Here is a 26,552-nt window from a genome sequence, read left to right as displayed (position 1 = left end):
AGAGGTAACGGAAGTGGTGGTTTTTCATGGGCTCTCAGATCGTCGAAGAATTCACTGAGGCGCGACTGAAGGATCTCCTTCAGTCGCATTTTCAGATCGATCCGACGAAACTGGACGGGTCGGTCAGGTTTTCGGATCTGGAGCTCGATTCGATTGCCGTGATGGAATTGGTCGTGGTGATCGAAGAGCAGACTGGAGTCGATGTCCAGGAAAGCCTTCTCGAGCAGATGAACCTCGACACCACGCTTTCCCAGGCGGTCGCGGCCGTGGACCAGGTCCTGCGGACGGCTGGGGCCGCTGCGAAGAACGACGCATGAACCGCCACGCCGTGGCCGTCACCGGGCTGGGAATGGTCACTCCTGCAGGAGTGGGTGTCGGCGCTACCTGGGACCGCCTTTGCGGCGGCGTCCCCACGGCGGCCCACGATCCGTCGATGGACGGGCTGCCGGTGACGATCTCCTGCAGGGTGGCGGATGCCGATCTCGAGCCAGCCCTGGCTCCCGGCCTGGCGTGGCGCACCGACCGGTTCATCCGTTTCGCTCACGCAGCGGCCAAGGAGGCCGTCGCCGACGCAGGGCTGGACTCCACGCTGTGGGACGGCAGCCGGGTGGCGGTGGTGATCGGTACCGGGGGATCGAGCCACGACACCACCATCAAGGCCTGCCAGATCCTGGAGAAGGGCCGCCTCCTGGCTCTGTCGCCCACGGTCCTGCCCCGCAGCCTGCCGAACATGGCCGCCGGCGAGGTCGGGACCATGCTCGGGGCGCTGGGCCCCACTCTGGGCGTCACCACCGCCTGTGCGTCCGGTGCCAGCGCCATCGGCATCGCGAGCATGCTGATCCGATCCGGCGCGTGCGACATCGCCGTGGCCGGCGGGTCCGACTCCGGCTGCAATCGTCTGGGCTCGGCACTCTTCTGGCGCATGGGCGCCCTGTCCACCCGCGTGCACGACCCGGCCGGAGCGTCCCGTCCCTTCGACGTCGACCGGGACGGCTTCGTCCTGTCCGAGGGCGCCGGAGTCCTCGTCCTCGAAAGGACCGAGCACGCCCGGGCCCGGCGGGCCCGGGAGTACGCCAGGCTCACCGGCTACGGCTTCTCGGGGGATGCCCACAACCCGACGGTCCCCCACCCCGCGGGCGACGGCGCGGTCCGGGCCATGCACGCGGCGCTGGACGGTGCCGGACTCGCACCGCGCGACGTGGGGCACGTCAACGCCCATGGCAGCGCCACACCGATGAACGACATCGCGGAAGCCACGGCGCTGCGCCGGGTCTTCGACACCCCGCCTCCCGTGACCGCGTCCAAGGGAGTCCTGGGGCATCTACTCGGGGGCAGCGGGGCCGTGGAAGCCGTCTGCTCGGTGCTTTCTCTGCACCATCAGCTCATCCCGCCCACCGCCAACCTCGACCGGATGGACCCGGAGATCGACCTCGACGTCGTCACCAAGGTTCCACGGCCCGCCCGGCTGGAGACGGTGCTCTCCAATTCCTTCGGTTTCGGCGGCCAGAACGCGGCTCTCGTGTTCCAGCGCCCCTGAAATCGGCCGACGCATCAGGAGCCTGCGTGATGACCCTCCCCCTCGATCACCTGGCGGAGCTGGAGCCGACCGTGGCCACGCTCTTGGACCGCCACCTGGCAAACGCAACGGAGTGGTTCCCCCACGCCTACATTCCCTGGAGCCGGGCCTCCGACTTCGACGGTCCCCTCGACGGCACCCCCTGGCAGGCCGACCAGTCCGAGCTCCCGGAGGTCGTGGCGGACGCACTGACGGTCAACCTGCTGACCGAGGACAACCTGCCGAGCTACCACTTCGAGATCGCCACCCAATTCGGCCGTGACGGCGCCTGGGGCACCTGGGTACACCGCTGGACGGCCGAGGAGGACCGCCACGCCCACGCGCTGCGCGGCTACCTGCACGCACGCCGTGCCGTGGACCCCCTGGCCCTGGAACGCCAGCGCATGCGGCACGTGTCCACCGGCTACACCAGCGGCCACACGTCCCTGCTGCACGGTCTGGCCTACGTCACCGTCCAGGAGCTGGCCACCCGTGAGGCCCACCGCAACACCGGACTGGCCTGCGCCGATCCGGTGGCCCGTCAGCTGACCGCGCGGATCGCGGCTGACGAGAACCTTCACATGATCTTCTATCGCGACGTGTACACCGCCGCGCTGGAACTGGACCCCGACGGCGCGGTTTGCGCCCTCGCCGACGTCATCTGCTCCTTCGAGTGGCCGAGTACCACCATTGCCGGCTACCGGCAGCGTGCCATGCGGATCGCCGCGTTCGGCATCTATGACCTCGACATCCACAGGCAGCGTGTGCTCCAGCCACTGCTGCGTGCCCTGGGAGTGATGACCCGCTCCGGTCTCGGCCCCGCCGGCGAGCAGGCCCGTGACCGCATCGGCCGCCATCTCGACGAGCTGCGGACCAGGGCCGAACGCTCCAGTCGCCTGTTCGACCGTATGAGGGCGGCCGCTCCTCCTGCCCTCATCCCTTGCCCGGACCCATCCACTTCGTACGACGAGAGAGGCGGCCCGTGAACACCCGGACCGGCCAACGCCCTCGCACCGGTGCCACCGCTGCGGACATCCAGGCCCACTACGACATCGGCAAGGACTTCTACGCCCTGTGGCTCGATCCGGGCCTGACGTACTCCTGCGCCCTGTGGGACGGCATCACGGGCGCGCCCGGGAACACGGACCTGCTGGCGCAGGCACAGCACGCCAAGCTCCGGTACCACCTCGACCAAGCGGGCGTCACGGCGGGCGGACGGCTGCTGGACATCGGCTGCGGCTGGGGGAGCCTGCTGCGGACGGCCGTCGAGGAGGCCGGTGTCCGGCAGGCGGTCGGTCTGACCCTCAGCGCCGACCAGGACGCGCACGTGCGCTCGCTCGGGCTGGCCGGTGTGGACGTCGAGCTCCAGGACTGGCGGGACCACGAGACGGCAGAGCGGTACGACGGCATCGTCTCGATCGGCGCGTTCGAGCACTTCGCCCATCAGGACATGTCCCGTGACGAACGGATCGGGGCCTACCGCGCCTTCTTCGCGCGCTGCGCCGGATGGCTGCCGCCGCTCGGTCGGCTCAGCCTCCAAACGATCGCGCTGACCGATCATGCGGAACACGACGAGTCGGTGCCCGACTTCTTCGCAGGGGAGGTCTTCCCCGGATCGGCGCTGCCGCGGCTGTCCGAGATCGCCACCGCGTGCGAGCCGTACTTCGCGATCACCAGACTGCGAGAGGACGGCGCGGACTACGCCCGCACCCTGCGCGGCTGGTCCTCCCGGCTGTTTCAGGCCCGGGAGGAGGCCCAGCTGCTCGTCGGTCCCGACGCCTACCTGCGGTACCGCACCTACCTGCGGGCCAGCGAGATCGTTTTCATGCGCCAGGCCTCGACGCTTTACCGCATCACGCTGCGCCGCTGGCCCGAACGGCGAACTCTCGCAGGGGCGTCAGGAGGTCAGTCGTTCTCCCAGTGACATGAGGAACTGCCGCCGGCGCGGATCGGTGTTCTCAAGGGAGAGCAGGAGGTAGAGACTGACCTCGTCGTGCTGGGAGTCGTAGGCGAACTCACTGCACACCCATGTGCCGGCAAGCAGGTATCCGCGGAGTTTGGGCGGCATCGGAAGCCCGGGTCGGTGGTCGTTCGCCGTGGGCATCCAGGGGGTGTGGGGGCGTACGTGATAGCGGTCGGGCGCGATGTGACCGCCGGCCGCCACGTGGTCCCGACAGGCTGCGGCCAGGGCGCCACCATCGAAGAGGGGGAAGGTCATGCGTCCTGAGAGCCAGGCGTGGCCGCCGCGCGTCATGTATCGGATCGTTCCCGCCCACAGCATGGCGATGACAGGACCGGTGCGGTGGTCCGGGTGAACGCACACCCGGGTGAGCTCGACGAGCGCCGGCCTCAGCGCGTGATGCGGACTCAGATCGAAGAGGGCCTCTGACGTCAGGCCGCCCGCCTGCGCGGCACCCCCGGGCGGGAGGAGGCGGTGCATGCCGACCATTTCACCGGTGTCAGCGCGGCGGACGACGAGATGATCGCAATACTGGTCAACTCCGTCCATCTCCAGGCCATGCTCCGCGTGATATCTCGATTTGAGTTCCTGATTGAATACTCGGAAGCGCAGCTGCTGGGCTTCGAGGATCGTATTTTCGTCACGAGCGACGGAAATCGTATAGTGCGGTTCTCCAGATTTTCCGCGACTGCCGGCGGCGGAGGTGTCGACCTTTGTCCTCATGCCCCTTTTCTATCGCAAGTGCGCGGATATGCCCGGCAGCGGAACGTTCCTATAGGTAAAGTCGACCCATGCTCACGGTGAAGTGGATTCGCGGCAACCCGTGGCGGGTATTGGCGTTGGTCTCGGTGCTGGGGCTGGCTCTTCTTCCGGCTGTGATCGGGTGTTCATCCCGGTTGACTCCGTCCGGGTTCACCGCCACCGGGACCGAGTCCGACCGGGCCGACCGTCTGATCGAAGAAGAATTCGACCAGCGGTCCGCCGATTTGATGTTCCTGGTCTCCGGCCGAACCTCGATGAAATACGGCGAGGCGGCTGCCCGGGGCCGTGCCCTTGCCCGCGCGGCAGCCGATCAACCGGGCGTGGCACGGGTGTGGAGCTATTGGGACACGGCACTGCCCGCTCTGCTGTCTCGTGACGAGCACGACGCCCTGATCGGTGTCGAGCTGACCGGAACCGGGGCCCAGGCAGTCAACACGGCGCAGCGCCTCGTCCCGCGCCTGGCCGGGACGCACGGGAACGTCTCCGTGGCCGTGACCGGACCCGTGTGGAGCAATGCGGAAGCAGTCCGGCTGAGCAGAGAGGACCTACGCCGTGCCGAGATGGCCGCCGCGCCCTTCGTGCTGCTCATCCTGATGGTGACCCTGCGGTCGGCCGCCCTGGCGTTGTTGCCGATGGTGATCGCGGTCGTCTCCATCGCGGCGACGCTGGCGGTGCTGAACGGACTAACGCTCGTGATGCCCGTCTCCGTTTTCGCCGTCAACGTCACAGCGGCACTCGGATTCGGCCTCTCGGTGGATTACGGCCTCCTGGTCCTGATGCGTTGTCGTGAGGAGATGGCGCGCGGAGCGGAGGTAGCCGACGCCGTCGTCCTGGCTGTCCGGTCGGCCGGGCATGCCGTGCTGTTCTCGGCCGCCACGGTCATCGCCTGCCTGGCGGCACTGCTCGTCTTTCCGGTGCCGTTTCTGCGTTCGCTGGCAGCCGGTGGCATCGCCGTGGTCGCCTTCGCCGCATTGACCGCGGTCTTTGTCTATCCGGTGCTGTTGCGGGTCAGTGTGCTTCCTGCCGCACGACTGGATCGATGGCTGTTCGGCCGGGTGCGAAGGGTGCTGCCGTTCCAGGCGGACAAGACCTTGGGCACGCCCAAGGCGATCCCGACCGTTCCCGGGTACAGCAGGCTGTGGGCGCGCCTGGGAAGCGCCGCCACCAGGCGCCCTGTGTTGTGGGGTGCTTCGGCGGCGGTGCTCTTGCTGAGCTGCGCGATGCCGTTGAACAAGGCGCAGTTCGGTGTTGCCGACGAGCGCGTACTGCCGGAGTCCACTCAGGTGCGACAGACCAGTGAGCTCGTGAGGACCGAATTTCCGGAGGTTGCCGGGACCAGACTGCCCATGGTGCTGAGCGTGGGCGATCCCCGGGCGGCGGGTGTCGCTGAGAGGGTGGACCGTTACGCTCGTGGGCTGTCGTCGATCGACGGCGTCTCCGGTGTGGACACGGTCACCGGCTCCTACCGCGACGGCAGCCGAATCGCCCCGTCGGCTCCGGCACACCACCGGTTCGCCCGCGACGGTGCTGTGCTCTTGACCGTACGCCTGCCCTCGGGTGCCCAAGCAACCGCATCCGAAGGCGTGTTGGAGCGGATTCGTGCACTGCCTGCCTTCGCCCCTCGGGTCGTCGGCGGAATCACTGCCCGTACGGCGGACACGAAGGCGGAGCTCGCCCGCCGCATTCCGCTGGCCGCCCTCTTGGCCGGGGGCAGTGCGCTGCTCGTGGTGCTGTCCTTCACGGGCGGCCTGTTCGTCTCCATCAAGACGGTTGCCCTAGCCGTACTCAGCCTGAGCGCCGGCATCGGCTGCATGGTCCCCGTCTTCCAAGAAGGACGCCTCGGCATGGGCGGCTTCACGGTTACCGGGCAGCTGGAGATCAGCATGCTCCTGCTGACGATCTGCATCGCCCTCGGCCTATCCGTGGACTACGAGGTCTTCCTGCTGTCGCGCATCAAGGAGCAGTACAGGGCGACCGGAGAGTGCCGTTCCTCGATCGTCTACGGCATGGCCTGCACCGGACGTCTCATCAGTGCCTCGTCTCTGGTGGTGGTGATCACTATGAGCGCCCTGGCCATGTCCCGCATCACCTCGCTGAAACTGCTGGGGACCGGACTGGCGGTGACCGTCCTGCTGGATGCGACCCTCGTCCGCGCGTTGCTGGTGCCGGCCGCTATGCAGCTTGCGGGGCGGGCGAACTGGTGGCTGCCGGAATGGTCGCGCCGCATCCGCCGGACCAGAGCCGAAGGCCGTGCGAGGAACGAGTGGGGTCTTCCGAAACAGCAGCGCTGACAGCGAGCCTAGGACGGGCCAGCGCGCGCTGTTTGTCGAAGGTGACGCCTCGGAATCTGTGCGCGGGCAGAGGAGAAGTGACTTCGGCGGTGTCGGAGAGGGCCCCGGCGTCCCAGTGTTCGTGTCTGCTGAACCACCGGGCGCTCGGGGCGATAGCGTGGTTGCTAGGAGCAGTCGTGGTTGCAAGCGCTGCTCGCCCGTGATCGCAGTTACAGGTCGGTTCGGTGTCCAGGACCGTGGTCGGGCGGCGCGGTGCGGGCGTGGCGGTCGCGGTATGCGGGCGTCGGCGACTGCGTACGTTGAGGAGAGCAGCATGGCTACGGGTGTCGTGAAGTGGTTCAACGCCGAGAAGGGCTTCGGTTTCATCGAGCAGGACGGCGGCGGGGCTGACGTCTTCGCGCACTACTCGAACATCGCCGCCCAGGGTTTCCGTGAGCTGCAGGAGGGTCAGAAGGTCGAGTTCGACGTCGTGCAGGGTCAGAAGGGCCCGCAGGCGGAGAACATCCAGCCGGTCTGAGCCGACCACGTAGATGCCCCGCCGGGGGCCCTCGGCCAGTGGGGCGTCGCCATGTTCAACCCGTGCCGGCTGTGGTGGCGCCTCGTTGGTCTGCAGAGCGGGAGTGACCGATGCCCTTGGCGAGCAGTTGCTCGCCAAGGGCAGTGCCAAAGTCCAGAGCTTCGCGGCTCGACGCCACCAGGAACTGATCTGCTGTCCCGGTACTGGGCCCTGACTGGCTCGGGCCGGGTACGGTGTGCGCGGCCAGTTGATTGATGGATCCTCGCGGACGTCAGGTCGCCCTGGGATCTCTGCGGCAAGAGTGAACGGTGCGGTGGAGCGGTGCTGCTCGGCTCGAACCCGGCGTGAGCAGCCGCCTGAGCGCTTTGCGCGCCGGGCGTGAAAGTGTGCCGTGTCCGTGAGGCTGAGGGGGATCCTCACACACCCCACAGCGGTGTCCGCCCATTGCCACGAGGCGGCGTATTCACACGTGTGGATGAAGATCACGCGCGCGCTCACGTGGCTCTCCCCACTGCACCTGTCTCCTCAGCACAGTTGGCGGTGTGACCCGATCCAGCTTCCGTGGCGCCGGGTTCCTGGAGCAGCGATTCCCCTGGTCGCGCAAGGCGCCGTGTCCTTGTTGTTCGTGGGCCTGTTCCCTTTTGTGTCCTCTTCATTGCCTCTGGTTGGGAGCCGCCATGACCGAACGTTCTCTACTCACTGCCTCTGTGCGCTCGGAAGTGCCGGCGCATGTCGCTCTCGTTCTCGACGGCAATCGGCGCTGGGCTGCCCAGCGTGGTCTCAGCGTGCCCGAGGGGCACCGCTACGGCATCGGGAAGATCCCTGATGTCCTGCAGTGGTGCGAGGAGGAAGGGGTCGCCATGGTGACGCAGTGGATCCTGTCCGTCAGGAACCTGCAGCGCAGCCCCCAGGAACTGGCCGGTCTCTACCAGTCGTTCATCAGCCTGTGCGGGCGTCTCGCCGAGGCGCAGCGCTGGCGGGTCCGGGTGATCGGAGCCCTTGAGTTGTTGCCCGCTTCGGTCGCGGAGGCGTTCGAGGACGTGCAGCGGCGCACCGAGCAGGTGGAGGGCGTGCAGGCCAATATCGCTGTGGCCTACGACGGCCGGCGGGAGATCGTCGCCGCGGCCCGGTCCCTGGCGGAAAAGTACCGTGACCGAGAACCGCAGGAGCCGGGCGGGGACTTGTCCTGGTGGGAGGGGGAGTTCGCGTCCCATCTGGGCACGGCGGGACTCGCGGACCCGGACCTGGTGATCCGCACCTCGGGCGAGCAGCGTCTGTCGGGGTATCTGACCTGGCAGACAGCGCAGTCGGAGCTGTACTTCTGCGAGCGGCTGTGGCCCGACTTCACCCGCGAAGACCTGCGTGAGGCACTGGACAGTTACGCCTCACGACAGCGGCGGCTGGGACTGTAGGCCCGACGATGCTGCAGAGGAAGAAGGACATGACCGCCACACCGTCCGACGGCCCCGTGCTTACGGGCACACACGAACACCCACACCAGCCGGGCGGGCAGCCCGGCCGCCCTGCGGGGGGCGAGCGGGTGGACCGCACGACGGTGGCCCGGACCGTCACGGACGTACTCCAGCCGCGCAACGTCCTGCTCGCCGGCATGCCGGGCATCGGCCTGGCCGCCGCCGGCAACTGGAGCGGCATCCCCTGGGGGCTGCTCGGCGCCCTGTGCGCCGGGATCATTCCCGCGGCCTACATCCAGTGGGAACGCAAGCGCGGCACCTGGGAAGACCGCAACATCGTCGACCGCACCAAACGGCCCCCGATCTTCTTGGTCATCCTGGCCTCCATCGGCCTCGGCTCAATCATCATGATCCTCGGCCACGCCCCCACCGGCATCCTCCTCGCGATGCTCGCCCTGTGGGCGATGACCGTCGTCCTGCTGGCCGTCAACCACGTCTGGAAGATCAGCGTCGACAGCGCGGTCGCCTCCGCGATCCCCGCGATGCTCGCCGTGACCCACTCCCCGTGGTGGCTCCTCGCCTACGGCCTGACCCTGGCCGTGTGCTGGTCCCGCGTCGCACTGACCTACCACAGCGTCGCCCAGACCGCGGCCGGTGCCGGCGTCGGAGCCACCACCGCAGCCGCATTCCTCCTGACCTGACACCAGCCCATCACCCTCGCAGTTCGCCCAGGCCGGGCACCTGGACGCCCCCGCCGCCCTCGGGCCGGTGTGGCCACGACCATGCCCGGCGCGGAACGGCGGAACGCTGCGGCCGTGCCCTCGGACGCAGGGGTCTGGCGTCGGCTACCCGAAATGGGCGCTGTGGCGGTCCAGGTGGGCGGCGGCTAGTTCCGCGAGAGCCGGCCCGCTCTCCTCGTAGGCCAGGGGGGCAAGGTCCGGGGGTGGGACGTACCCGTCGGGCATGGCCGCGTACGCGCTCTCCATGAGGACCTGGTACGACTCGGCCAGCATCCGGGGCCACGCCCCGGTCAGGGGCGGGCGCATGCGGGCCTCGGCCGCGAGCGCCGTGTGGTGAATTGCGGCCTCGGTGGCCGCCTCCTTGGCGGTGAGATCCGTGATCAGCGGGCGGGAAGGCGTGAACGCGGCGAGCGGCCCGGGCAGGGCCGCGGCGGTGCCAGTGGGGGCCAGGAGGGCGTCGGCCAGGGTGGTCGCGATGAGCGGGGAGAGGTGGAGGCCGTCGCGGTGGGTGCCGGACGCCACCCACAGGCCGTCTTTGGGGGTGGGGCCGATGACGGGGTGGCCGTCCAGGGCGATGGGCCGGTTGCCGTGATGGGTGTACGTGACGCCGGCTGTGGCCAGGTGGTGGTCGAGCTGGCCGAGCGCGGCATCGAGGAGAAAGCGCAGGGCTCCGGCCGTGGGACGGGGGACCGGGGTCAGGCTGGGGTGGGCGCTGGCGCCGATGTAGCGGGACCCGTCTGCCTGCGGGACGGCGTGCAGCCCGCAGGCGTAGGCCCGGTTGGGAGTGCGGATCACCGCGGGAAGGGGTTCCTGCCCGGTGACGGTCAGGGCGGTTCCGGCTGCGGCCAGGACCGGTACCACCGGCAGGTGCGGGTCCACGGCTTCGAGGACCGGGGTGGTCCAGGCGCCGGCCGCCACCACTACGCGCGGGGCGCGGAAGGCGCCGGCGGGGGTATCGAGGAGGTAGCCGTCGGCAGGCGGGGCGGTGAGGGTGCCGGCCGGTGTGCGGGTCACGTTCGGGAGGGCGGCCAGGGCGGCATCCAGGGTGGTCAGCCAGGCCCGGGCGTCGAGGAAGCCCTCCTTGGGGAGGTACCAGGCGCGCAGGGCACGGTCGTTGTCCAGCGGATGATGTCCGGGGATGTCCGACGGGACCGTCGCATGACACCCCAGCTCGTGCTCGGCCGCAGCCCGGCTGATTGCGGTGAAGGAGGCGTCGTCCAGAGCCGAGGAGGCTGCGTTCAGGATGACGAACGTGCCGGAGCCGTATCCGTCCCCCGGCGGGGCCCCGGTGCCCGCGCGGTCGCGTACCTGCTGCCGCCAAATCGGCCACCGTGCGGCTGCCGTGACCGCAAGTTCGGTGCGCAGCCGCCCATGCCGGGTCCGTGCAGCCAGATCGGTGACCTCGCCGAGAGTGCCGAGCATCGCGCCCGCCGCACGCGATGCTCCCGCGCCGCCGGCCGCACCGGCCAGTACGACCCGCACCGTCGGCTCCGCCGAGGCCAGTGCAAACGCGACCGAACGGCCCACCACCCCGGCCCCGACCACCAGCACGTCCACACCCCGCACCGCCACAATCACCCCATCCCGTCGCCTCGGTCCTGCGGCCGTCGTGCCGCTCCCGACCCGGGCCGACCCCGCCATCCAGCCACCGCTCCAACCCACGATCAAGACCACTCCAGGCCACCCTGCAGCGGGACATCTCAGGTCTAGTCAGCAGCCCGCACGCCACGCGGCCCGTTACCTGACACCTGGCCGCGACAGCCGGTTTCGTGGGCGGGCCTGCTGGGCCTTCCCCGGGCAGCGGTTCGCTCGGCGGACCGATCGGGGACGACCCGGTCAGTCCGGCGGGCGGACGCATCCAGATGGTCGAGGCCGGGTTTGTCCCTTCCGGGCCTGAGGGATGCATCGGCCGTGTTCTCGTTGCCCGCATCCCCGCGCTGGACATCCCTGCGCCGGCAGTTCACCGCCGACGGCTACCTCCCCCTGCCCCAACTCATCACCCCCACCGGGCTCGCCGACCTCGGAAGCGAAGCCGGCCGGCTCGAGGCCGAGGCGGTGCGGCGGGACTTCCGCATGCCGTGCATGGACGACAGCCCCCGCCACATGACCACCCTCGGCGGAGAGCACATCGCCCGCACTTCACCCCTCATCACACAGTCCTACGAGGACCAGAACCTCATGCGGTTGCTCTCCGCGCTCCTGGACGAGACGGTCGTCGCCGTGCACGACCCCGTAGAACGCCACGTCCTCAACGTCCTGCACCGCCCCGGCGACACCCACGGCGCCCACACCGACGACTACCCCCTCGCCCTGGTCATCTTCCTCGAAGCCCCACCCCACCCCGACGACGGCGGAGTCCTGGAATTCCACCCCGGTCGCAGCGACCTCGCCGCCCTCGACGCCCCCGGCGCCCGACGCGTGCACCACCGGCCGGCCGACGGCTACCTCCTGCGCAGCGACCTCACCGCCCACCGCGTCACCCCCCTCGAACGCCAGGGGGTACGGCGTACCGTCCTCAACTTCGCCTACACCACACCCGACCGCCAAGGCCCGACCACCACGTCCGCCTCCCTCCTCTACGACTGAGGCGCCGGGGCCGGGGCCGGTTGGGGCGTCTGGCACACAGGGCGTCGCTCGTTCGGGGGCGAGGGGACGTTTCCGCTGTTGGAGGCGGTACGCGGCGCGGGAGATGATCCCGGCGCCCCGCACGCCGGGGTCATCTCACTTGCTCCCCCGGAGGTGTCCGCCCGTGGCTCTTGTCATCGTCGTCGCCGTACTCGCCCTGCTCGCCGGCCTCGCCGCCAACCGCTACCTGCGCCCCCGGCTCCTCAACGAGGACGACGACACCGGCATGGCCGTCAAAGACCTCGTCGGCCCCCTCCTCACCCTGACCGTCCTGCTCCTCGCCTTCGTCCTGGTCACCGCCAACGGCTCCTACGGCAAAGCCGAAACCGCCGCGCGCGGCGAAGCCCGCGCCGTCGACCAGCTCGTCGAATCAGCCGAATACGCACCCGCAGCCCAGCGAGCCGAGGTCCAAGCGGACGCCGTCTGCTACGCCCGCGCCGTACGCGCCCAGGAATGGCCCGCCATGGCCGACGGCCACGGCTCACCGGCGCCCAGCGTATGGTCCACCGACTTCCGCCGGGTCTTCCGCGAGGTGGAGGGCAAGCCGGTCTTCGGCATGCTCATCAGCGCCGACAACAAGCGCTCCGAGGAACGGGAAGAACGCCTCACCCAGGCGACGGCCAGCATTCCCAGCGCCATCCTCTGGTTCCTCCTCGCCACCCTGGCCATCACCGTGATCGCCCTCGGCATCTGCCTGCCCCGCCGCAACAACCGCGGCCAACTCATCACCCTCATCGTCATCACAGCGCTGCTGACTACGGCGCTGTGCATCATCCGGGACGTCGACCGGCCCTTCGGCGGCATCATCGACGTGGAGCCGACGGCTATGGCGGAGGTCGAGCGCCAGGCCACCCGTGACTTCACCATGAACCACCCGGCCGCCGACCTGCCCTGCGACGACCACGGCAATCGCAAGAACGCCTGATCCCTGCTCTGCTCAATGCGACCGCTCACTCTTTCGGTTGAGTCCCGCGTGCCGTCGGTGTGCCGCTCGTCCGCTTTCGGAACGATCAACGGAACCCGGACGGGCCAACCTCCGTTCGCTCCGTAGTCAAGGAGTCATCACATGCCGACCATCGAAGACCGTGCGAAGACGGTCATTGCCGAGCAGCTCAACGTGCCCGTGGAAGAGATCACCAGCGAGAAGCGCTTCATCGAAGACCTGGGAGCGAGCAGCCCGGCCAACTCCCATGATGGGACGGACAGGATGGTGGCAATCATCATGGCTCTGGAGGAGGAATTCGAAACCGAAATTCCCGACGCGGAAGCCTCTCGGATCGTCACCCTCCAGTCAGCCATCGACTACATCAACAGCCGCAAGGCATAACTGGTGGCACCCTCGTCGGGCGATCCGGGCGATCCGGGCGGCCGACGCCGACTGCGGTGCGGGCGGCCCGGCTCGGGCTCGGAAGCGCGCCGCAGGTGGCCGGGACGGGGGCCTCGTTGGCCGCTGTGAGCCGACCGCTGCTGCCGTCCGGTGGCCGTGCCCCAGGGCGGGAGACATGACCACAGGGTGGTCAGCGGACGGCCGCGGCGATGTGGTCCTTGTAGGTGGTGATGCGGGTGTAGACGCCGGGCTTGTTGGCCCGGGCGCAGCCGTCGCCCCAGGAGCTGATGCCGGCGAGGGTGCCGTCGATGATCAGTGGTGCGCCGCCGTCTGCCTGGCAGGCGTCGACTCCGCCCTTTTCGAACCCGGCGCACAGCAACCCGCGCCCTCACCCTCCCCCGCCACTACGCCCTCCCCGAACAGAGCGCCTACCTCGCCGGCTACCTGGCCAACCTCAGGAACTGGATCAGCGGCAACAACGCCTGGAGCCGCGAAACATCCCGCTACAACAACTCCAACTGACCACGCCTGCGTCCGTCCTGCACCCCCGCCCGGACCAGAAAGTGATGGTGCTCGGCGGACAGAGTCGGCGAGTCCCGGCTATCCGTGCCCTGTCCCGCCTCCGCCTGTGCACCCTGGGGAAGGCCGCAGACGGCGGCCGCTACGGAGTTCCGGTGTAGCGGCTGGTCGCCACCATGACCGAGCTCGACAAGCTCTCCCCGTCGGGGAACTCACGGTCATGCAGTTCCAGCAGTTCGAAACCCGCCGCTGCCAACAGCAGTTCCAGCTCCTCCGGTGAGAGCATCCGGAACCGGGCGAAGTCCTCCGCCGTCGTCACCCCTGACTCGTCCCGCCAGGAGCGCCGACGATGCAGAATGCGGCTGCCCGGGTCCACCTCGTAGCGGGCCTGCGCCGTGGCGCGCAGGCCCGGGGTATCGATGGTGAACTGCGAGGGCAGGGAGAGCGGTGTGTCCGGCTGGAAGGCGAGAGCTTCCAGGAGCAGGAGCGCGCTGGTCTTCGCGTGCGCGGCCATGGAGTGGAGGGCCGCGGCGATGTCGAGGTCGCTGTGGAGGTTGGCGATGGCGTAGCCGAAGCTGATGATCGCCTCGAAAGACCGGCCCAGGTCCAGACTGCGTATGTCGGCCTCGACGAAGCGGGCGCCGGGGAACTTCGCGGCCGCACGCTCAAGCATCTGGGGCTGCAGGTCCACGCCCACCGCGTCCACGCCCTGGGCGGCAAAGTGGGCGACGTCCTCGCCGGTACCGCAGCCGACGTCCAGGAGCGTCGTCGGCATGCCGCCCAGGTACCGGTCGAAGGCCCGCTCGCACAGCTGGACATCAACGTGGTGGCTGTTGGCGTAGACCTCGTCGTAAAGCTGCGGATTGCGGTACAGGAAATTCGTTAACTGTCCCTCCACCACGAGCCCCCTCGTATAGCCCTGCCCTGACCCGCGCGCGACCGCTCGCCTCAAGTCGACTACCTCGTGCTTACCCTCCCCAGAGCCCCGACCACACTCCAGGAGCACCGAAGTCATCCCCACCCGGGAGACTCACCCCGCTGAGCAAGCTCACGGGGTCCAGGCCCGTGAGGCCGGCCAGGCGGCCGGAGCTCCCACGAGGCCCAGGTCCCCGCCGGACGCGGGAGAAATCGGCACCGAGGGCGACGCCGCGCCACGCCGGGAAGGCCGGGGCGCCCCCCTCGTCCTGGTTCTGGGGGAATCACGATTCGATCCGTGCCTCGGGCCCGGAGACCTCGTCGTCAGGCTCCGCGACGCAGTGCACCGGGCGAGCGACGAGTCCGGACGGCCAGGGGAAGTTTCCATTTCGGTGGACAGCCCGTGCCGCCCGGTGACCGCAGGAGTTGTACAGGCGACATCCCCCTGTCCATCGTCGTCATACGAAGAGGTCCACCCCGATGCCCGAACTCTCACCAGCAGACGCCCCGAACTCCGGCCGCGAAATCCCAATCATGATCGTCGGCGACTCCATCAGCCACGGCAGCAGCGGAGACTGGACCTGGCGCTACCGCCTCTGGAAGCACCTGCGCTCCCAGCACGTCGAGCTCGACCTCGTCGGCCCGAAGAACACCCTGGACAACATCCGCACCCAGGAGGTCGGCGACGGCGACCACACCTACGCCGACCCCGAGTTCGACACCGACCACGACGCCCAGTGGGGCCGCCCCTATGTGACTGAGAAGGAGGAGATCGAGGCCAAGGTCGCCGAACACAAGCCCGACTACCTGCTGGTCCTCCTCGGCATCAACGACCTCGTCTGGTACGACGTCGACCCGCCGAAGTTCGAGGCGAACCTGCGCGAGTTCATCACCAACGCCCGCCGCGGCAACCCGCGCCTCGCGGCTGCCTTCGGCACCGTCCTGGAGACCACACGTGCCGTCCAGGAACCCGAGTTCGCACTGAAGGTCGCCGGGGCCAACGACCGGCTGCGCACCGTGGTCAAGGAACTCTCCACCATGGAGTCCCCGCTGTACGTCGCGGAGACGGCCGCGGAGTTCGTGGCCGCCAAGCACACCTGGGACGGTACCCACCCCAACCCCAACGGCGAGATCCGCATCGCCGCCGCCTTCGCCGACACCATGGCCTCCGCCTTCGGCATCGGCACGCCCTACCCCCGGCCTTACCCCGACATCGCCCAGGTAGCGGCACAGGACAAGGAAATCATCGACTGACGAACACCTCGTCCCGTCCCGGGGCCCGTGCCAGAGCCCTGTTGCCCGGTCCCGGTCCTGGGACCAGGGCTCATGCTCGCGGAACGCCTGCGCTCGCCCTGGCCCTCGAGGCCCCCGTGGTCGCACGCCGACAACGACTCCAACTTCGGCGGCGGCGTCAACGCCGCGAACAACTGGAACTTCACTGCAGCCGCCGTCTGTCTCCAGGAAGTTGCCGTCGTTCCCGCCCTCGGCGACTGGGTCGGCGACCACGCCAACAACTGCTCCAACGGCAACGTCATCGACCACTCCGGCCGCTGACGGGCACCATCGCCGGGGCAGCACTTGCGCGACCCGGCCCAAGGCCGCGGAAGCCTGTGAGGAAGGCGATCACGCCCCCGGCGTCTGTCGGGGACGGCAACCGCATGGAGGTCGCTGTCTGTGATGCGCCGCAGGGTCGGCGGGCTCTGGGGGGAGCGCTGAACGGGAAGCCGGGCGGGCTCGTTGCGGCGGGCGCAAGGTGCCGATCGCCATTCGTTTCTCCCCGCATTCCCCCCAGAGCCCGCCGACGCGTAAAAATGGCTGGTCACAGGCTTGCCGAGGCAGGGCGAGGAGATCACCCGCATCTATTCCCCCCAGAAACCCCCCACGGCCGCTTCCGGGCCGATCTGTGAGCGATGCGAAAGCGAAGTGCGAAGGGTGACTGAGCGTCATGCGAGGGGCTTAGAGCCAGTCCCGCCGCTTGAAAATTACGTACAAACTGGCACAGATCACCCCCATGAGGCAGATCGAAAGGGGGTATCCGAAGGTCCAGCCCAACTCAGGCATGAACTCAAAATTCATGCCGTAGATGGTTCCGACGAGTGTGGGAGCAAACAAAATGGCAGCCCATGAGGAAACCTTCTTGAAGTCGTCACCCTCACACCGCTGACCTGCGGAAAGCGCCCGGAGAGGCCCTCTGATCTGCGGCGATCAGCCTTTCCGTCCCTTTCACGGTGCTGCCCGTTTGTACGGCCGATCCTCCCCATCCGCTCCCCAACGCGGCTTCATTCTCCCCAGATTCTCCCCAGCCCCGGCTGACTCTGAAGACGGATCGCCGCTGGTCGGGACCGCGATCCGTGGCTGGGTACGGCTGCTCGTTCACAGAGAAACAACCGCTGGCCCCGACCGCTGCGCTCCCCGACGCTCAGGCCGTGGCGCCGCTCCTGCCCACCGGCCCGCCTCTGGCCGGAAAGGGAACCGGCCCTCGGCGTCCGGACGAGACTGGCGGAAGACGATCACCAGGATGAACAGGAGGCAAGGGTCCCGATGAATCCGTACGCGTACGTGCCCGCCGACGATCCGCTCTTCGGCGCGGTCCGGATCGAACTCGACCACGAGGCCGGGACGCTGGGCGTGAGCGGGGACGGTCTGCCGCAGGTCGACATCCGGCGGGCCCCGAACACAGTGCCGGAGAGCCATGTGCCGATCGGGACGCGCGACCCCGAGCACCTCACTCTGCTCATCGACGGCGCAGAGGAGACCCTGCGGCCGTCCAAGGGATTCCTGACCCGGCGCTCGTACCGGGTCGAGGTCGTCTCAGGGGCGCGGGAGTGCAGCTACCTGCTGGTTCCGGACTCTCTCGGCACCAGCCGGCTGCTGCGGGACGAGCGGCTGCTCGGCGTCTTCACATCGAGCGGCGACGGGCGCGTGTCGGTCGACTGGGAGGCGGCGGGCGAGTCCGAGCGTGCCAGGGACCCGTACGACGCGTCCGTGGGGTACGGGCTCGCCGCGGCATTCGGCACCGGTGCCGAACCGATGTGGCAGCTCACTCTGAACGCCGCGCTCGACCTGTGGCCGTGAGAGAACCTCAGTCCTCCGCCGGGGGCAGCAGGTGGGAGCAGGTCGAGCGTGCTACGAACGCGATGCCGTCGTAGTCCTCGGCCGGGACGAGCGGGGCGGTGTTCAAGCGGTAGAGGAACCGTTGGACGTTGGCGCCGAAGCTGCGCTGCGCGTGCGGGGCGTGCAGCCAGGGCGCGGCGTCGGTGGGGGAACCCGCGGCGCGGAGGTCCGCGTAGTAGTCGCCGGGCATGGCGTGCGTGAGTCTGGCCTCCAGGGAGCGCAGGCCGGTGCCGATGCGGTGGCGGGCCGGTGGGCGCTGAAGGTCGTTGCCGCGGCGGGCCAGGAAGGAGCCCTTGCCGAAGAGGAGGGCCAGCGCGTAGTAGGCGTTGCCGTACCGTTCGCGGAGTCTGCTGCCGAGGGCCGGCACCTGGTCCCCGTACGTGCCCTTCGCGATGTGCCCGTTGTGTGCCCAGACCATGACGCGAGCCTCGGGGTCGTCGTCCACGAGCCGTGCGACGGCCTCGGCCATGTAGCGGTCACGCGCGGCGAGCACGCCGTCCTCGCCGGCCGAGGCACCGAAGGGCCGGGTCACCAGGTCGGCGGCGCGGACCAGGATCCGCGCGTGTTCCAGAGCCTCGTCGGCGTCGTCGCCGGGACCCGACCGCTCGACGTGGCCCGCGACGAGGCGGGCGATCTCCTCGGCGCGCCGCAACAGGGCCTTGTCCGGGTCCGGACGCGAGCCCGGGCGGGCCCGGGCCAGTACGTCCAGGGCGCTGACGCGCCCGGCCTGATCGGGCGCCGTCCGGCGCACAAAGGCGGCGACGGCCTCGACCGAGTCGGCGCAGAGCTGGGGGTCGGTTCCCACGAAGCGGATCCGGCGCTCTTCGGGCAGGTCGCGGTTGTGGGCGCGCAGCCACTCGACGAGGTCGACCATCTCACGGGTGCGCCAGGTCCAGAAGCCCAGCCTGGCGACGAGCCGTTCGGGGGAGCCCGTGCCGTACCGGACGTACGCGTCGAGTGCGCGGGCGGCGGACTGGCTGGCCTCCATGGCGAGGGTGGTGAACCCCTCCTCACGGACCAGGAACTCCACGATGCGGTGCTTCAGCCGGAAGAACTCGCCCGTGCCGTGGGTGGATTCCCCCAGACCGACGATCCGTGTCCCCCGCAGTGCCTCGCCCAGGGGTTTCAGGTCCTCCACCGGCGCGCCGGGGGTGAGGGTACTCAAGGGGTTGGCGTGCTCGTTCAGCCATCGGGCGATGTCGTCGGGCACCGTCTTGCCTCTCCTCACCGCGTGCGGGAGGGCGGCACGCGGTGATGCCCCGGCCTCTCGCACCCGTTCATGGGTCAGTTCGTCGCCTCCCGGCAGGCCGCGAGGATCTCCTTGAGGTCCCGTACGGCGTCCGGTCGGCCATGCTCGGAATACACTCCCGCGACGTTGACGACAACTTCGTCCACCCCCGCCCGATCGAATTCGGCCAGCTGCGCGGCGATGTTCCCGGGCGTGCCGTAGAGGAAGACTCCGGAGTCGACGAGGGCGCGGGCGCCGAGGCCCGGGCGGCTGTGGTGGACGCGCAGTCCGGCGCGGCGCAGCATGTCGCAGTAGTGCGGCCCGGCGAGGTGGACGTGGGCCGCTGCGAAGGCGAGCCGGTAGGCGTGGCGTCCCGGGCGGTCGACGGCGGCATGCACAACGGTGACCATGCGGGGCACCGGGCGGCCCGACTCGGCCGCGCCCTTCGCCATGGCGGGCAGCAGGGTGTCGCGGACGTAGCCGGGCGGGGTCATCCAGCTGATCGCCGCGTCCGCCGCCCGGCCCGCGGCCCGCGCGAGCGTCGGCCGGAGCACACCGAGCCCGGTCTCCACTCCCGGGTGCGGCAGGCCCGGCAGACCGATGGAGGCGCCGATGCCGGGTCCGGCGGCTCCGTCCTCGGTCCCGATCAGGCGCCGCACCTCGGTCAGGTATTCCACACAGGCATCGCGTGGGCTGTCGTACGGCCTTCCGTGCAGTCCGGCGACGACGTCGGGGGTCGCGGGACCGAGGCCGATGACCGTGCGGTGTCCGGTGAGGACGGACAGGGACCGGGCCTGGATCGCCGCGTCCAGCGGATGCCGCAGCGGCATGAGGGCGACACTGGTCCCGACCGGGACGCGGTAGCCCATGCCGGCCAGGTACGCGAAGACCTGCTGGGTGTCGGTGCAGAGGGACTGGCCCTGCCAGAGGCGGGCCGCGCCTCCGTCGCGGACGAGCGCGGCGAAGGGGGCGACGTGCCGGGGGTCCGTCGGCATGGCGGGATACAGGACGGATACGCGCATCACTCGGCCTTCAGGGGGACGCGGCTTCGGTCAGGTAGCCCGAAGCCTGGATACGGAAGAGCCGGGCGTAGACGCCGTCGGCCCTCAGGAGGTCTTGGTGCACGCCGTCCTCGATGACCTTGCCGTTCTCCAGGACGACGATCCGGTCGGCCATCCGGACGGTGGCGAAACGGTGGGCGATGACCAGGGAAGTGGCACCGCGGGCGACGTCCTTGAGCCGGCCGAAGATCTCCGCTTCCGCCTCCGCGTCTATGGCGGCCGTCGGCTCGTCGAGGACGACGACGGGAGCGCGGCGCATGAAAGCTCGGCTCAGGGCAATCTTCTGCCACTGGCCGCCGGACAGCTGGTGGCCGTCCTCGAAGTGGCGGCCGAGCGTCGTGTCGTAGCCACGGGGCAGCGCTTCGACGAACCCGTCGGCGCCGGCGGCCCGTGCCGCCTCGGCGACGCGCCCGGTGTCCTCGCGGGCTTCGACGCTGCCGAAGCCGATGTTGTCGCGGACGGGCAGCTCGTAGCGGATGAAGTCCTGGAAGATGACGCCGATGTGGCGTTGCAGGTCGTCGAGGTCGTACTCCTCGATCGGGATGTCGTCGACGAAGATCTGGCCGCTCGTCGGCTCGTAGAGCCGGGTGAGCAGCTTGACCAGCGTCGTCTTGCCGGAGCCGTTCTGCCCCACCAGCGCGACGCATTCGCCCGCGGGCAGGGTGAAGCTGACGCCGTCCAGGACGACGCGGCCGGTGCCGGGGTAGACGAAGCGCACGTCGCGAAACTCGATGCCTTTGCGGAGCGTGTCCGGGAACGGACGGGTGCCGCCCTTGATCTGACGCTCGGGCAGGGCGAGGAAGTCGAAGAGATTGCCGAGGAACAGGCTGTCCTTGTAGAGAGCGGCGATGCCGAGCAACATGCCGTGAGCGGAGACCTGGATCGAACCGACGGCCTGAAGATAGCCGGCGAGCTGGCCGACCTGCCCGGCGTGGGTGGTGGTGTGGATTGCCCAGAGCACGGCGCCGGAGGAGGCGGCGACGCTGAGGAGACCGAGGACGCCGCCGAGCACGGACTGCCGGCGGGCGAGACGGCGGTCGACGTCGAAGAAGGCGCGGATGAGCCGGGTGTAGAGGTCCACCAGGTGCGGGCCGAGCTGGAAGAGACGGACCTCCTTGTAGGAGTGGTCGGTGGTGGTGAGGTGCTGGTAGTAGTACACGCGTCGCCGGTCGGCGGTCCGGTCGTACTCGATCTCGTACGCCCTGTGGCTGAAGAGCATGTACGAGATGACCGACGGCATGGGCGAAAGCAGGATCACCAGGGCGATCCAGGGGCTCCAGGAAAAGAGCACCACGCTGACGGTCACCAGGGTGACCAACTCCCTCGCGACCTCCAGGAGCTGGGTGAAGACCTGGTAGACGCGGCCTCCGCTGCTCTCCTGGAAGGCGCGCTGCATCGTGTCGTAGACCTCGGCATCCTCGTACTGCTGGAGGTCGAGCATGGTGCCCTTGCGCATCACCCATTCGCCGATGCGAGCGGTGAGTTCGAGCCGCAGGAGGGTGTCGAGGTACTGCAGGCAGGTGCCCAGGACATGGCTGGCGAGGCCCACCCCGAGAAGGGCGGCGCCCGCCATGAGCGCGGCCCGTCCGGCGTCCCGGTCGCCGGTGACGGCGTCGGCCACACCCTGCACGGCGGCGGCGACCAGCCCGATCTGCGCGGCCGGTATGAGGGCGAGGAGGAGGGAGACGCCGGTGAAGGCGGATACCCGCAGCGGGCTGAGCCGCCAGAACAGCGTGCTGACGCGCAGCCAGATCATCGGCTCTCCCTCGCCTTCGCGGCCGTGCGGCCCCGGACGGCACGCCGGACATGGGCCCACAGGACGTGGCTGCGGGCCTCTCGTTGGAGGTCGATCGGGAGGAGCCGGTTGATCTGCATGTGCGCGAGGCTGGCGAGGATGGCGCCCTCGGAGCCGACCAGGAGGCCGCGGCGGGCCGCCTCGCGGACGGCTCCAGCCGTCTCGGCGACGGCGGGGGCCTGCGCGGCGAACGTCTCCTGGAGGAGCAGCCGGTGGGCCCGCCCTTCGGCGTGCGGGTCGCGCTCCCACGGGCTGAGGAGTTCGCACAGGTAGGCGCGGTGTTCGCGGAACAGCGTCCGGGTGTCCCGGACGTGGGCCTCGTCGTGGCCGCCGGTGTGGTGGGTGAGCGCGCCGCCCGGCGGCACGCCCCACTGGGCGTGGAGGGTGTCCAGAGCGGCGACGGCGAGGAACTCGGGCCTGATGTCCAGCTGTCGCGACAGCAGCAGGGCGGTGGCTTCGCTGTTGGCCGCGAAGAGCCGCTCGGCCGTGTCGAAGACCTCCGGGCCGCCGTAGCGGGCTGTCTCTGGTGCGTAGCCTGCGAGTTCGATGTCCAGGGCGAGTCCGCGGGCGACGAGATCGCGTCCCCACGCGGTGACGTGGGTGAGGGTACGGTCGGCATCGGTGCCGCGGACCCGCAGGCGCAGGTGCGGGAAGGGGTCGGCGTAGCGGATGTAGAACCAGCGGTCCAGGAGCCCTTCGTGGCCCAGTCCCGCGACGAGGTCGAGCAGCGGGCCGGAGATGATCTCGTCCTGCCGCTCGGGGGCCGCGTAGACCTTGAGGAACGTCCAAGCACCGCCGGGCAGATGACGCTCCACGGGCACCTCGCGGCCTTGCCGCGGTACGGGAGCGCGGGTGACGCGTTCCGCGTCGCGGGCGAGTACGGGCACGACGACCTCGGCGGCATAGCGCTCACCGTCGGTGTCCTGGAGCCACATGCCGTCGAAGGACGGCAGCATCTCATGGAGGACGAGGGTGCCGCGCGTGTCCAGCTCCGCCCGGATTTCGGCGCGGCAGGCGGGGTGGTCGAGGTCCAGCAGCAGCCTTTGGTCGGATTCGACGAGATAGACGTGACGGGGCACGTTCCAGCGGCGGCGCCAGCCGTCGAGGTCGTCGAGCGGGTGCGCGGACGGTGTGCCGGCCGCAGGTGCCGCGAGACCGGCCCTGCCGTGCGCGCCCGCGGTGTCCATGGTCGCGGGTCCTGCGGTGAGCCGCCACTGCGCGGGGCGCAGGACGATCTGCCCGCGGGTGACGCGCGGCAGGAAGGGGGCCGCTTCGGCGGGGCCCCAGTGGAAGCCGGAGGGCATGACGCAGCCGTCCTGGGAGGCCTCGAGCAGGAACCGGGCCACGTTCGGCGCCATCGTCGGGCTGAGCATGTGGTGCTGGGCGACCACGACCTCCCGGTCGAGTTTCCGGGACCACAGGTGGAACCGGTCCCCACTGACGCCGACGAGGATGTCGTCGAGCGGGAGGACCTGGTCCGGGCCGACGGACGGCGCGGTGTTGACGGGGATCTCGTACGGCCGGACGGCAGGGCGCAGGGTGATGTTGGCTGCACGGCCGTACGGAGGCAGGAACGCGAGCTCCGCGTAGGCGACGTCGGGGAAGAGCGCCTCCTCGGCGCGGGCATATCCTCGCAGCCGCTCGGAGGTGGGCTCGCCCAGCAGCTCGCTGAAGCGCCCGAAGGTGCGGCCACCGTAGGTGAGGCTGTCGTAGCGCAGGACGGCCCGCCAGTCCCCCCGGTCGAGGGCGGCGCTGTCGGCGGCGTGCAGCTGGAGGTAGACCTCCATGGCGGGCGGCGGGTCGGGCACCGGCCCGCGCGGGGCGAGGCGCTCCAGCCAGGCGTCGGTCAGCTCGACCTCCAGGGACCTGTCCCACCAGGCCTGCTGGGCGAACTCGACGAGCAGGGCGTCCAGCCGGGCGGTGTGCTCGGGCGTCGCCGTCGGCAGTTCGATGCTGCGCGGCGGGTTGGTGTAGGTCGGCGGGGCGTCCAGCCCGGTGTCGGGGCTGAGTAGACCTAGCACCGGGATGCGGGTGCCCTCGCCATAGCGTTCGGTGAACTCCTCGCGGTAGCGCGTGAGGTGGTTGCGCCTGCCGTGGGCGGCGCTCAGGCGCACCAGAACGCCTACGGCCTCGGCCGCGGCCTCGCCGATGGACGCGTTCAGGACGGGATCGTCCAGATGTAGCGCCATATCGGCCTGGTAGGAGCGGCCGTCGTGTCCGGGGACGAGGTCGTGCTGTGCGGCGGCGAGCCGGCGCAGGGAGGCGACGTCGTCCGCCCGGTCGGCGAGGTCGGCGATGGTGCTGAGCAGGTCGGCCGTCTCCTGCGCGGCAGGGATGCCGGTGAGCCTCTTCAGGACGTGGTGTTCGGGCCGCTCCGCGGTCTGCGGGGGCCTCAGGTCGCTGATGAGGAAGCCGAGGTCCCACATCTGCCGGACCAGGCCCTCGACGGTCTCGGCCGTGACCTCGGGGAAGGCGGCGGAGAGTTCGGCGGTGATCCGCTCGTACGGGACGGGGATGGCGGCGGTCCGCATGACGAGCTCGACGGCGGGTGTGGCCCGGATGCGCACGCTACGGGCGTCGTGCCGGCCGTACTTGTCGGCCTGCGGCAGGACCACGCGGTCGCCGGCCGTGTCCGCCATCGGGTTGAGCACGAGCCGGAGCCTGCGAAGCAGGTCGTCGGATTCCTCGAGGCGCTTGATCAGCCCGAGCAGCCAGCCCATGTCGGCGCGCACGCGCAGCCGGTGTTCCTCGGGCCGGCCGAGCCGGGCGGTGGTACCGGGGCCGAACTCGCCCATCGCCACACCAGAGAAGGCCCCGAAGGGCGTGGGCCGGGTCGCCATGCGCGTGATGTAGCGCAGCAGCCCGGAGTGCAGCCGGCGTAGGCGTTTCTCGCTGAGGTCGCCGATCCGGTCGAGACTGTCGGTCATGTCCTCGCTGGCGACGAGCAGAGCGCGCGTGACATCGGGACGGCGGGCGAGGTCGACGAGGGCCCGCGGGGTGTCGTCGGGGTCCGCGGTCACGTCGAGCCAGGTGCGGGCCGGCAGGGTCGGGGAGCGCAGGAGGAAGAAGCCGACGGGCTCGTACGGTGTCATGGCCGTCACCGGCCGAGGAAGGCGCGGAACCAGTCGGGCCGCCGGCCGCCGGTGGCGGCGAGCAGCGTGAGCGCGACGCCGGTGGCCCCGGTGAGGAGTCCCGGGTCGTCGACGGGTTTGCCGGGCTCCTCCAGGTCGGCGAAACCGAGCGGGCGGTCCGGCTCGTGGCGGTTGAGGAGGTCCCCGACCAGGTCCGGCAGCCGCTCGCGGGCGACGGCGCTCCAGGGGGCGAACTCCAGTGTCAGCATGACCAGTCCGGCGAGGCCGTGGCAGAGGGTTGGCGACAGTGGCCGGAGGCCCCCGAGGCGGGCGAGCGCGCCCTCGAAGGCGGTGACGGCTTCGGCGCGCAGTTCGTCGTCGCGGGTGGCCTCGGCAACCGTGAGGAGGGCGCCGGCGACGCCGAAGGTGCCGTAGCACCAGGCGATCCGGTCGTGCACGCATCCGGCGGAGATCTCGTGGCCGTGTTCGTCGACGGGCTTGCCGTCGCTCCACAGGGGGCCGTGCGCGTCGGTGTCCGCCTGCGCGCGGATCCAGCGGCTGAGGGCGGTGACGGCCTCGAAGTGGCCCGGGCGGCGGTTGCCTGCAGCCCAGGCGGCGGCGAGGGCCGCAGCGATGCCGGGGACGCCGTGCGAGAGACCGAGGTTGAGGTACCCGTGCGGGTACTTGGCGAGGTAGTCGCCGACGGGCGGGTAGTACGCGGGCGTGATGAGCCAGCGGTGGGGGGTGCCCTCGGTCTCGGCGGGTCCGGTGAGCCAGATGAGGTAGTCGGTGAGGACGGCGGCGGCCTCGGCGACCCGCTCAGAGGGCTCGGGGACGGAGCTCAGCTGGGCGAGGGTGCCGGCCGCGCCGGTGACGAGGTCGTAGTCGAGGTCGCTGACGGCCCGTTCGGTGCGGTGCGGGGGAGCGGCGAGGACCTGCTCGGCGAGCTGGTCCGTCAGCCGGTCGAGGCTGGGGCGGAAGCGGGGTTCGTCGCGGGTGACATCCGCGAGGGCGAGGAGGAGGCCGCTGGTGCCGGCGAACAGACCGTGGTGCTGCAGAGGTTCGGTCTGGGTGGAGAGTACCGCCTCGCGTATGTGGCCGGAGGCCGTGTCCAGGTCGCCGAGCCCGGCGCGGGCGGCGTACAGGTGGAGCAGCGCGGAACCGGCCTGGCCGTGGGTGAGACTGGGCGGAAACCAGGCGCCGGCGGTGTTGCTCTGCTCGGCCGCGCGGAGCGCGAGGTCCTCGACCTGGGCGGTGGTGGCGGTCTCCCTCAGAACCTGCCGGACGGCTGTCCGTGCGCGGCTCACGAGGTCGTCGTCGGCCACGCGGGCCCAGGTTTCGGTACCGTGGTGGGTGAGGTGCATCGTGGTCAGCCCCTGTCTGTTCGGCGTGCTTCTCTCGCTCTGCGACGACGGGTGCTGCCGTGTCTCGACCACGGCAGCACCCGTCGGGAGTTGGCCCGTGGCTACTTGCCGCCCACGCAGAAGACCGTGCACATCGCGGTGCAGACACAGGTCTTGCTGGCCTGGCAGGTCACTCGGGTGCAGACGGTGCGGGTGGCGATCCCCGAGATGGACGGCGGGGGCGCCTGCTCGCCGGCGGGGCCGGCAGGGGCGGAGATCCGGGCGTCCAGGTCGAATGCGTCAGACATGTCTTTCCT

The 26,552-nt window shown here is 70.0% G+C and carries 24 protein-coding genes and 1 pseudogene; 14 read left to right on the top strand and 11 right to left on the bottom strand.

Annotation, left to right across the window (positions count from 1 at the left end; genetic code table 11):
• The first annotated feature begins 26 nt into the window (after positions 1–26).
• The 4 genes from NLX94_RS30275 to NLX94_RS30260 are packed head-to-tail and all read left to right on the top strand — an operon-like array spanning position 27 to position 3,479.
• Positions 27–317 carry an acyl carrier protein gene (locus tag NLX94_RS30275; protein ID WP_254386298.1) on the top strand — a complete coding sequence of 97 codons (291 nt, stop codon included), beginning with the start codon at positions 27–29 and terminating at the stop codon, positions 315–317.
• A complete protein-coding gene (locus NLX94_RS30270; RefSeq protein WP_254386297.1) occupies positions 314–1,537 on the top strand; it encodes a beta-ketoacyl synthase in 1,224 nt (407 codons plus the stop codon). The genes NLX94_RS30275 and NLX94_RS30270 overlap by 4 nt, the downstream gene beginning before the upstream one ends.
• Positions 1,538–1,566: 29 nt before the next feature.
• Complete coding sequence (locus NLX94_RS30265; protein WP_254386296.1) at positions 1,567–2,541, top strand: acyl-ACP desaturase; 975 nt, start codon at positions 1,567–1,569, stop codon at positions 2,539–2,541.
• Positions 2,538–3,479, top strand: coding sequence for a cyclopropane-fatty-acyl-phospholipid synthase family protein (locus NLX94_RS30260; protein ID WP_254386295.1), 942 nt, complete (start codon positions 2,538–2,540; stop codon positions 3,477–3,479). The genes NLX94_RS30265 and NLX94_RS30260 overlap by 4 nt, the downstream gene beginning before the upstream one ends.
• Here the strand turns inward: NLX94_RS30260 and NLX94_RS30255 are convergent.
• Positions 3,453–4,238 carry a GNAT family N-acetyltransferase gene (locus NLX94_RS30255; protein ID WP_254386294.1) on the bottom strand — a complete coding sequence of 262 codons (786 nt, stop codon included), beginning with the start codon at positions 4,236–4,238 and terminating at the stop codon, positions 3,453–3,455. The two genes, NLX94_RS30260 and NLX94_RS30255, sit on opposite strands and share 27 nt — an antisense overlap.
• A gap of 68 nt (positions 4,239–4,306) precedes the next feature.
• On the opposite strand from NLX94_RS30255, the gene NLX94_RS30250 reads away from it, so the two are divergent.
• From NLX94_RS30250 to NLX94_RS30235, 4 genes are all read left to right on the top strand, one after another.
• On the top strand, positions 4,307–6,568 hold the full coding sequence (locus NLX94_RS30250; protein WP_254386293.1) for an MMPL family transporter: 2,262 nt from the start codon (positions 4,307–4,309) through the stop codon (positions 6,566–6,568).
• 313 nt (positions 6,569–6,881) lie between these two features.
• On the top strand, positions 6,882–7,085 hold the full coding sequence (locus NLX94_RS30245) for a cold-shock protein (RefSeq protein WP_254386292.1): 204 nt from the start codon (positions 6,882–6,884) through the stop codon (positions 7,083–7,085).
• 677 nt (positions 7,086–7,762) lie between these two features.
• Positions 7,763–8,497 carry a polyprenyl diphosphate synthase gene (gene uppS, locus NLX94_RS30240; protein ID WP_254386291.1) on the top strand — a complete coding sequence of 245 codons (735 nt, stop codon included), beginning with the start codon at positions 7,763–7,765 and terminating at the stop codon, positions 8,495–8,497.
• A gap of 128 nt (positions 8,498–8,625) precedes the next feature.
• Positions 8,626–9,198 carry a hypothetical protein gene (locus NLX94_RS30235; RefSeq protein WP_254386290.1) on the top strand — a complete coding sequence of 191 codons (573 nt, stop codon included), beginning with the start codon at positions 8,626–8,628 and terminating at the stop codon, positions 9,196–9,198.
• A 144-nt stretch (positions 9,199–9,342) separates the two neighbouring features.
• Here the strand turns inward: NLX94_RS30235 and NLX94_RS30230 are convergent, their stop codons facing one another.
• Positions 9,343–10,794 (bottom strand): FAD-dependent oxidoreductase, encoded by a 1,452-nt coding sequence (locus tag NLX94_RS30230; protein WP_254386289.1) that lies wholly within the window; start codon positions 10,792–10,794, stop codon positions 9,343–9,345.
• A gap of 354 nt (positions 10,795–11,148) precedes the next feature.
• On the opposite strand from NLX94_RS30230, the gene NLX94_RS30225 reads away from it, so the two are divergent.
• The 3 genes from NLX94_RS30225 (at position 11,149) to acpP (ending at position 13,189) form a co-directional block, all read left to right on the top strand.
• Entirely contained in the window at positions 11,149–11,823 is a 675-nt protein-coding gene (locus NLX94_RS30225; RefSeq protein ID WP_254386288.1) for a hypothetical protein, read from the top strand.
• Positions 11,824–11,986: 163 nt separating this feature from the next.
• Positions 11,987–12,787 (top strand): hypothetical protein, encoded by an 801-nt coding sequence (locus NLX94_RS30220; protein WP_254386287.1) that lies wholly within the window; start codon positions 11,987–11,989, stop codon positions 12,785–12,787.
• Positions 12,788–12,928: 141 nt separating this feature from the next.
• A complete protein-coding gene (gene acpP / locus NLX94_RS30215; protein ID WP_254386286.1) occupies positions 12,929–13,189 on the top strand; it encodes an acyl carrier protein in 261 nt (86 codons plus the stop codon).
• Between the two features lie 190 nt (positions 13,190–13,379).
• On the opposite strand, the gene NLX94_RS30210 is transcribed toward acpP, so the two are convergent.
• Together NLX94_RS30210 and NLX94_RS30200 are read right to left on the bottom strand one after the other, a co-directional pair.
• Positions 13,380–13,568 (bottom strand): trypsin-like serine protease, encoded by a 189-nt coding sequence (locus NLX94_RS30210; RefSeq protein WP_308402580.1) that lies wholly within the window; start codon positions 13,566–13,568, stop codon positions 13,380–13,382.
• 282 nt (positions 13,569–13,850) lie between these two features.
• The gene (locus NLX94_RS30200; protein WP_254386285.1) at positions 13,851–14,606 is read right to left on the bottom strand and encodes a class I SAM-dependent methyltransferase; all 756 of its coding nucleotides are present in this window, start codon (positions 14,604–14,606) and stop codon (positions 13,851–13,853) included.
• Positions 14,607–15,157: 551 nt separating this feature from the next.
• On the opposite strand from NLX94_RS30200, the gene NLX94_RS30195 reads away from it, so the two are divergent.
• Together NLX94_RS30195 and NLX94_RS30190 are read left to right on the top strand one after the other, a co-directional pair.
• Positions 15,158–15,877 (top strand): GDSL-type esterase/lipase family protein, encoded by a 720-nt coding sequence (locus NLX94_RS30195; RefSeq protein WP_254386284.1) that lies wholly within the window; start codon positions 15,158–15,160, stop codon positions 15,875–15,877.
• Between the two features lie 72 nt (positions 15,878–15,949).
• On the top strand, positions 15,950–16,177 hold the full coding sequence (locus NLX94_RS30190) for a hypothetical protein (RefSeq protein WP_254386283.1): 228 nt from the start codon (positions 15,950–15,952) through the stop codon (positions 16,175–16,177).
• Between the two features lie 402 nt (positions 16,178–16,579).
• Here the strand turns inward: NLX94_RS30190 and NLX94_RS30185 are convergent.
• A pseudogene (locus tag NLX94_RS30185) lies at positions 16,580–16,762 on the bottom strand (CorA family divalent cation transporter); the annotation flags it as partial.
• 402 nt (positions 16,763–17,164) lie between these two features.
• Between NLX94_RS30185 and NLX94_RS30180 the strand changes: the two are divergent.
• Entirely contained in the window at positions 17,165–17,698 is a 534-nt protein-coding gene (locus NLX94_RS30180; protein WP_254386282.1) for a hypothetical protein, read from the top strand.
• A 7-nt stretch (positions 17,699–17,705) separates the two neighbouring features.
• Here NLX94_RS30180 and NLX94_RS30175 read toward each other — a convergent pair whose 3' ends face one another.
• From NLX94_RS30175 to NLX94_RS30150, 6 genes are all read right to left on the bottom strand, one after another.
• Positions 17,706–18,947: an erythromycin esterase family protein gene (locus NLX94_RS30175; protein WP_254386281.1), complete on the bottom strand. Its 1,242-nt coding sequence runs from the start codon at positions 18,945–18,947 to the stop codon at positions 17,706–17,708.
• Positions 18,948–19,021: 74 nt separating this feature from the next.
• On the bottom strand, positions 19,022–19,987 hold the full coding sequence (locus tag NLX94_RS30170; RefSeq protein WP_254386280.1) for an LLM class flavin-dependent oxidoreductase: 966 nt from the start codon (positions 19,985–19,987) through the stop codon (positions 19,022–19,024).
• 10 nt (positions 19,988–19,997) lie between these two features.
• On the bottom strand, positions 19,998–21,782 hold the full coding sequence (locus NLX94_RS30165; protein WP_254386279.1) for an ABC transporter ATP-binding protein: 1,785 nt from the start codon (positions 21,780–21,782) through the stop codon (positions 19,998–20,000).
• The gene (locus tag NLX94_RS30160) at positions 21,779–24,913 is read right to left on the bottom strand and encodes a lantibiotic dehydratase (protein WP_254386395.1); all 3,135 of its coding nucleotides are present in this window, start codon (positions 24,911–24,913) and stop codon (positions 21,779–21,781) included. The genes NLX94_RS30165 and NLX94_RS30160 overlap by 4 nt, the downstream gene beginning before the upstream one ends.
• A 5-nt stretch (positions 24,914–24,918) precedes the next feature.
• Positions 24,919–26,256, bottom strand: coding sequence for a lanthionine synthetase C family protein (locus NLX94_RS30155; protein ID WP_254386278.1), 1,338 nt, complete (start codon positions 26,254–26,256; stop codon positions 24,919–24,921).
• Positions 26,257–26,357: 101 nt separating this feature from the next.
• Positions 26,358–26,543, bottom strand: a complete 186-nt coding sequence (locus NLX94_RS30150; RefSeq protein ID WP_243339085.1) for an FDLD family class I lanthipeptide — start codon at positions 26,541–26,543, stop codon at positions 26,358–26,360.
• Positions 26,544–26,552 lie beyond the last annotated feature (9 nt).

The organism is Streptomyces sp. TBY4 (genome assembly GCF_024213195.1).
GTDB lineage: Bacteria > Actinomycetota > Actinomycetes > Streptomycetales > Streptomycetaceae > Streptomyces.
Note: the sequence above shows the minus strand (reverse complement) of the source record. Positions and strands in the feature narration are given on the sequence as shown.

Coding starts and splice junctions, on each gene's coding strand:
- NLX94_RS30270 (WP_254386297.1), top strand. CDS start 314: ATGAACCGCCACGCCGTGGCCGTCACCGGGCTGGGAATGGTCACTCCT.
- NLX94_RS30165 (WP_254386279.1), bottom strand. CDS start 21,782: ATGATCTGGCTGCGCGTCAGCACGCTGTTCTGGCGGCTCAGCCCGCTG.
- NLX94_RS30245 (WP_254386292.1), top strand. CDS start 6,882: ATGGCTACGGGTGTCGTGAAGTGGTTCAACGCCGAGAAGGGCTTCGGT.
- NLX94_RS30190 (WP_254386283.1), top strand. CDS start 15,950: ATGCTCGCGGAACGCCTGCGCTCGCCCTGGCCCTCGAGGCCCCCGTGG.
- acpP (WP_254386286.1), top strand. CDS start 12,929: ATGCCGACCATCGAAGACCGTGCGAAGACGGTCATTGCCGAGCAGCTC.
- NLX94_RS30150 (WP_243339085.1), bottom strand. CDS start 26,543: ATGTCTGACGCATTCGACCTGGACGCCCGGATCTCCGCCCCTGCCGGC.
- NLX94_RS30255 (WP_254386294.1), bottom strand. CDS start 4,238: ATGAGGACAAAGGTCGACACCTCCGCCGCCGGCAGTCGCGGAAAATCT.
- NLX94_RS30250 (WP_254386293.1), top strand. CDS start 4,307: ATGCTCACGGTGAAGTGGATTCGCGGCAACCCGTGGCGGGTATTGGCG.
- NLX94_RS30195 (WP_254386284.1), top strand. CDS start 15,158: ATGATCGTCGGCGACTCCATCAGCCACGGCAGCAGCGGAGACTGGACC.
- NLX94_RS30275 (WP_254386298.1), top strand. CDS start 27: ATGGGCTCTCAGATCGTCGAAGAATTCACTGAGGCGCGACTGAAGGAT.
- uppS (WP_254386291.1), top strand. CDS start 7,763: ATGACCGAACGTTCTCTACTCACTGCCTCTGTGCGCTCGGAAGTGCCG.
- NLX94_RS30265 (WP_254386296.1), top strand. CDS start 1,567: ATGACCCTCCCCCTCGATCACCTGGCGGAGCTGGAGCCGACCGTGGCC.
- NLX94_RS30160 (WP_254386395.1), bottom strand. CDS start 24,913: ATGACACCGTACGAGCCCGTCGGCTTCTTCCTCCTGCGCTCCCCGACC.
- NLX94_RS30155 (WP_254386278.1), bottom strand. CDS start 26,256: ATGCACCTCACCCACCACGGTACCGAAACCTGGGCCCGCGTGGCCGAC.
- NLX94_RS30180 (WP_254386282.1), top strand. CDS start 17,165: ATGAATCCGTACGCGTACGTGCCCGCCGACGATCCGCTCTTCGGCGCG.
- NLX94_RS30170 (WP_254386280.1), bottom strand. CDS start 19,987: ATGCGCGTATCCGTCCTGTATCCCGCCATGCCGACGGACCCCCGGCAC.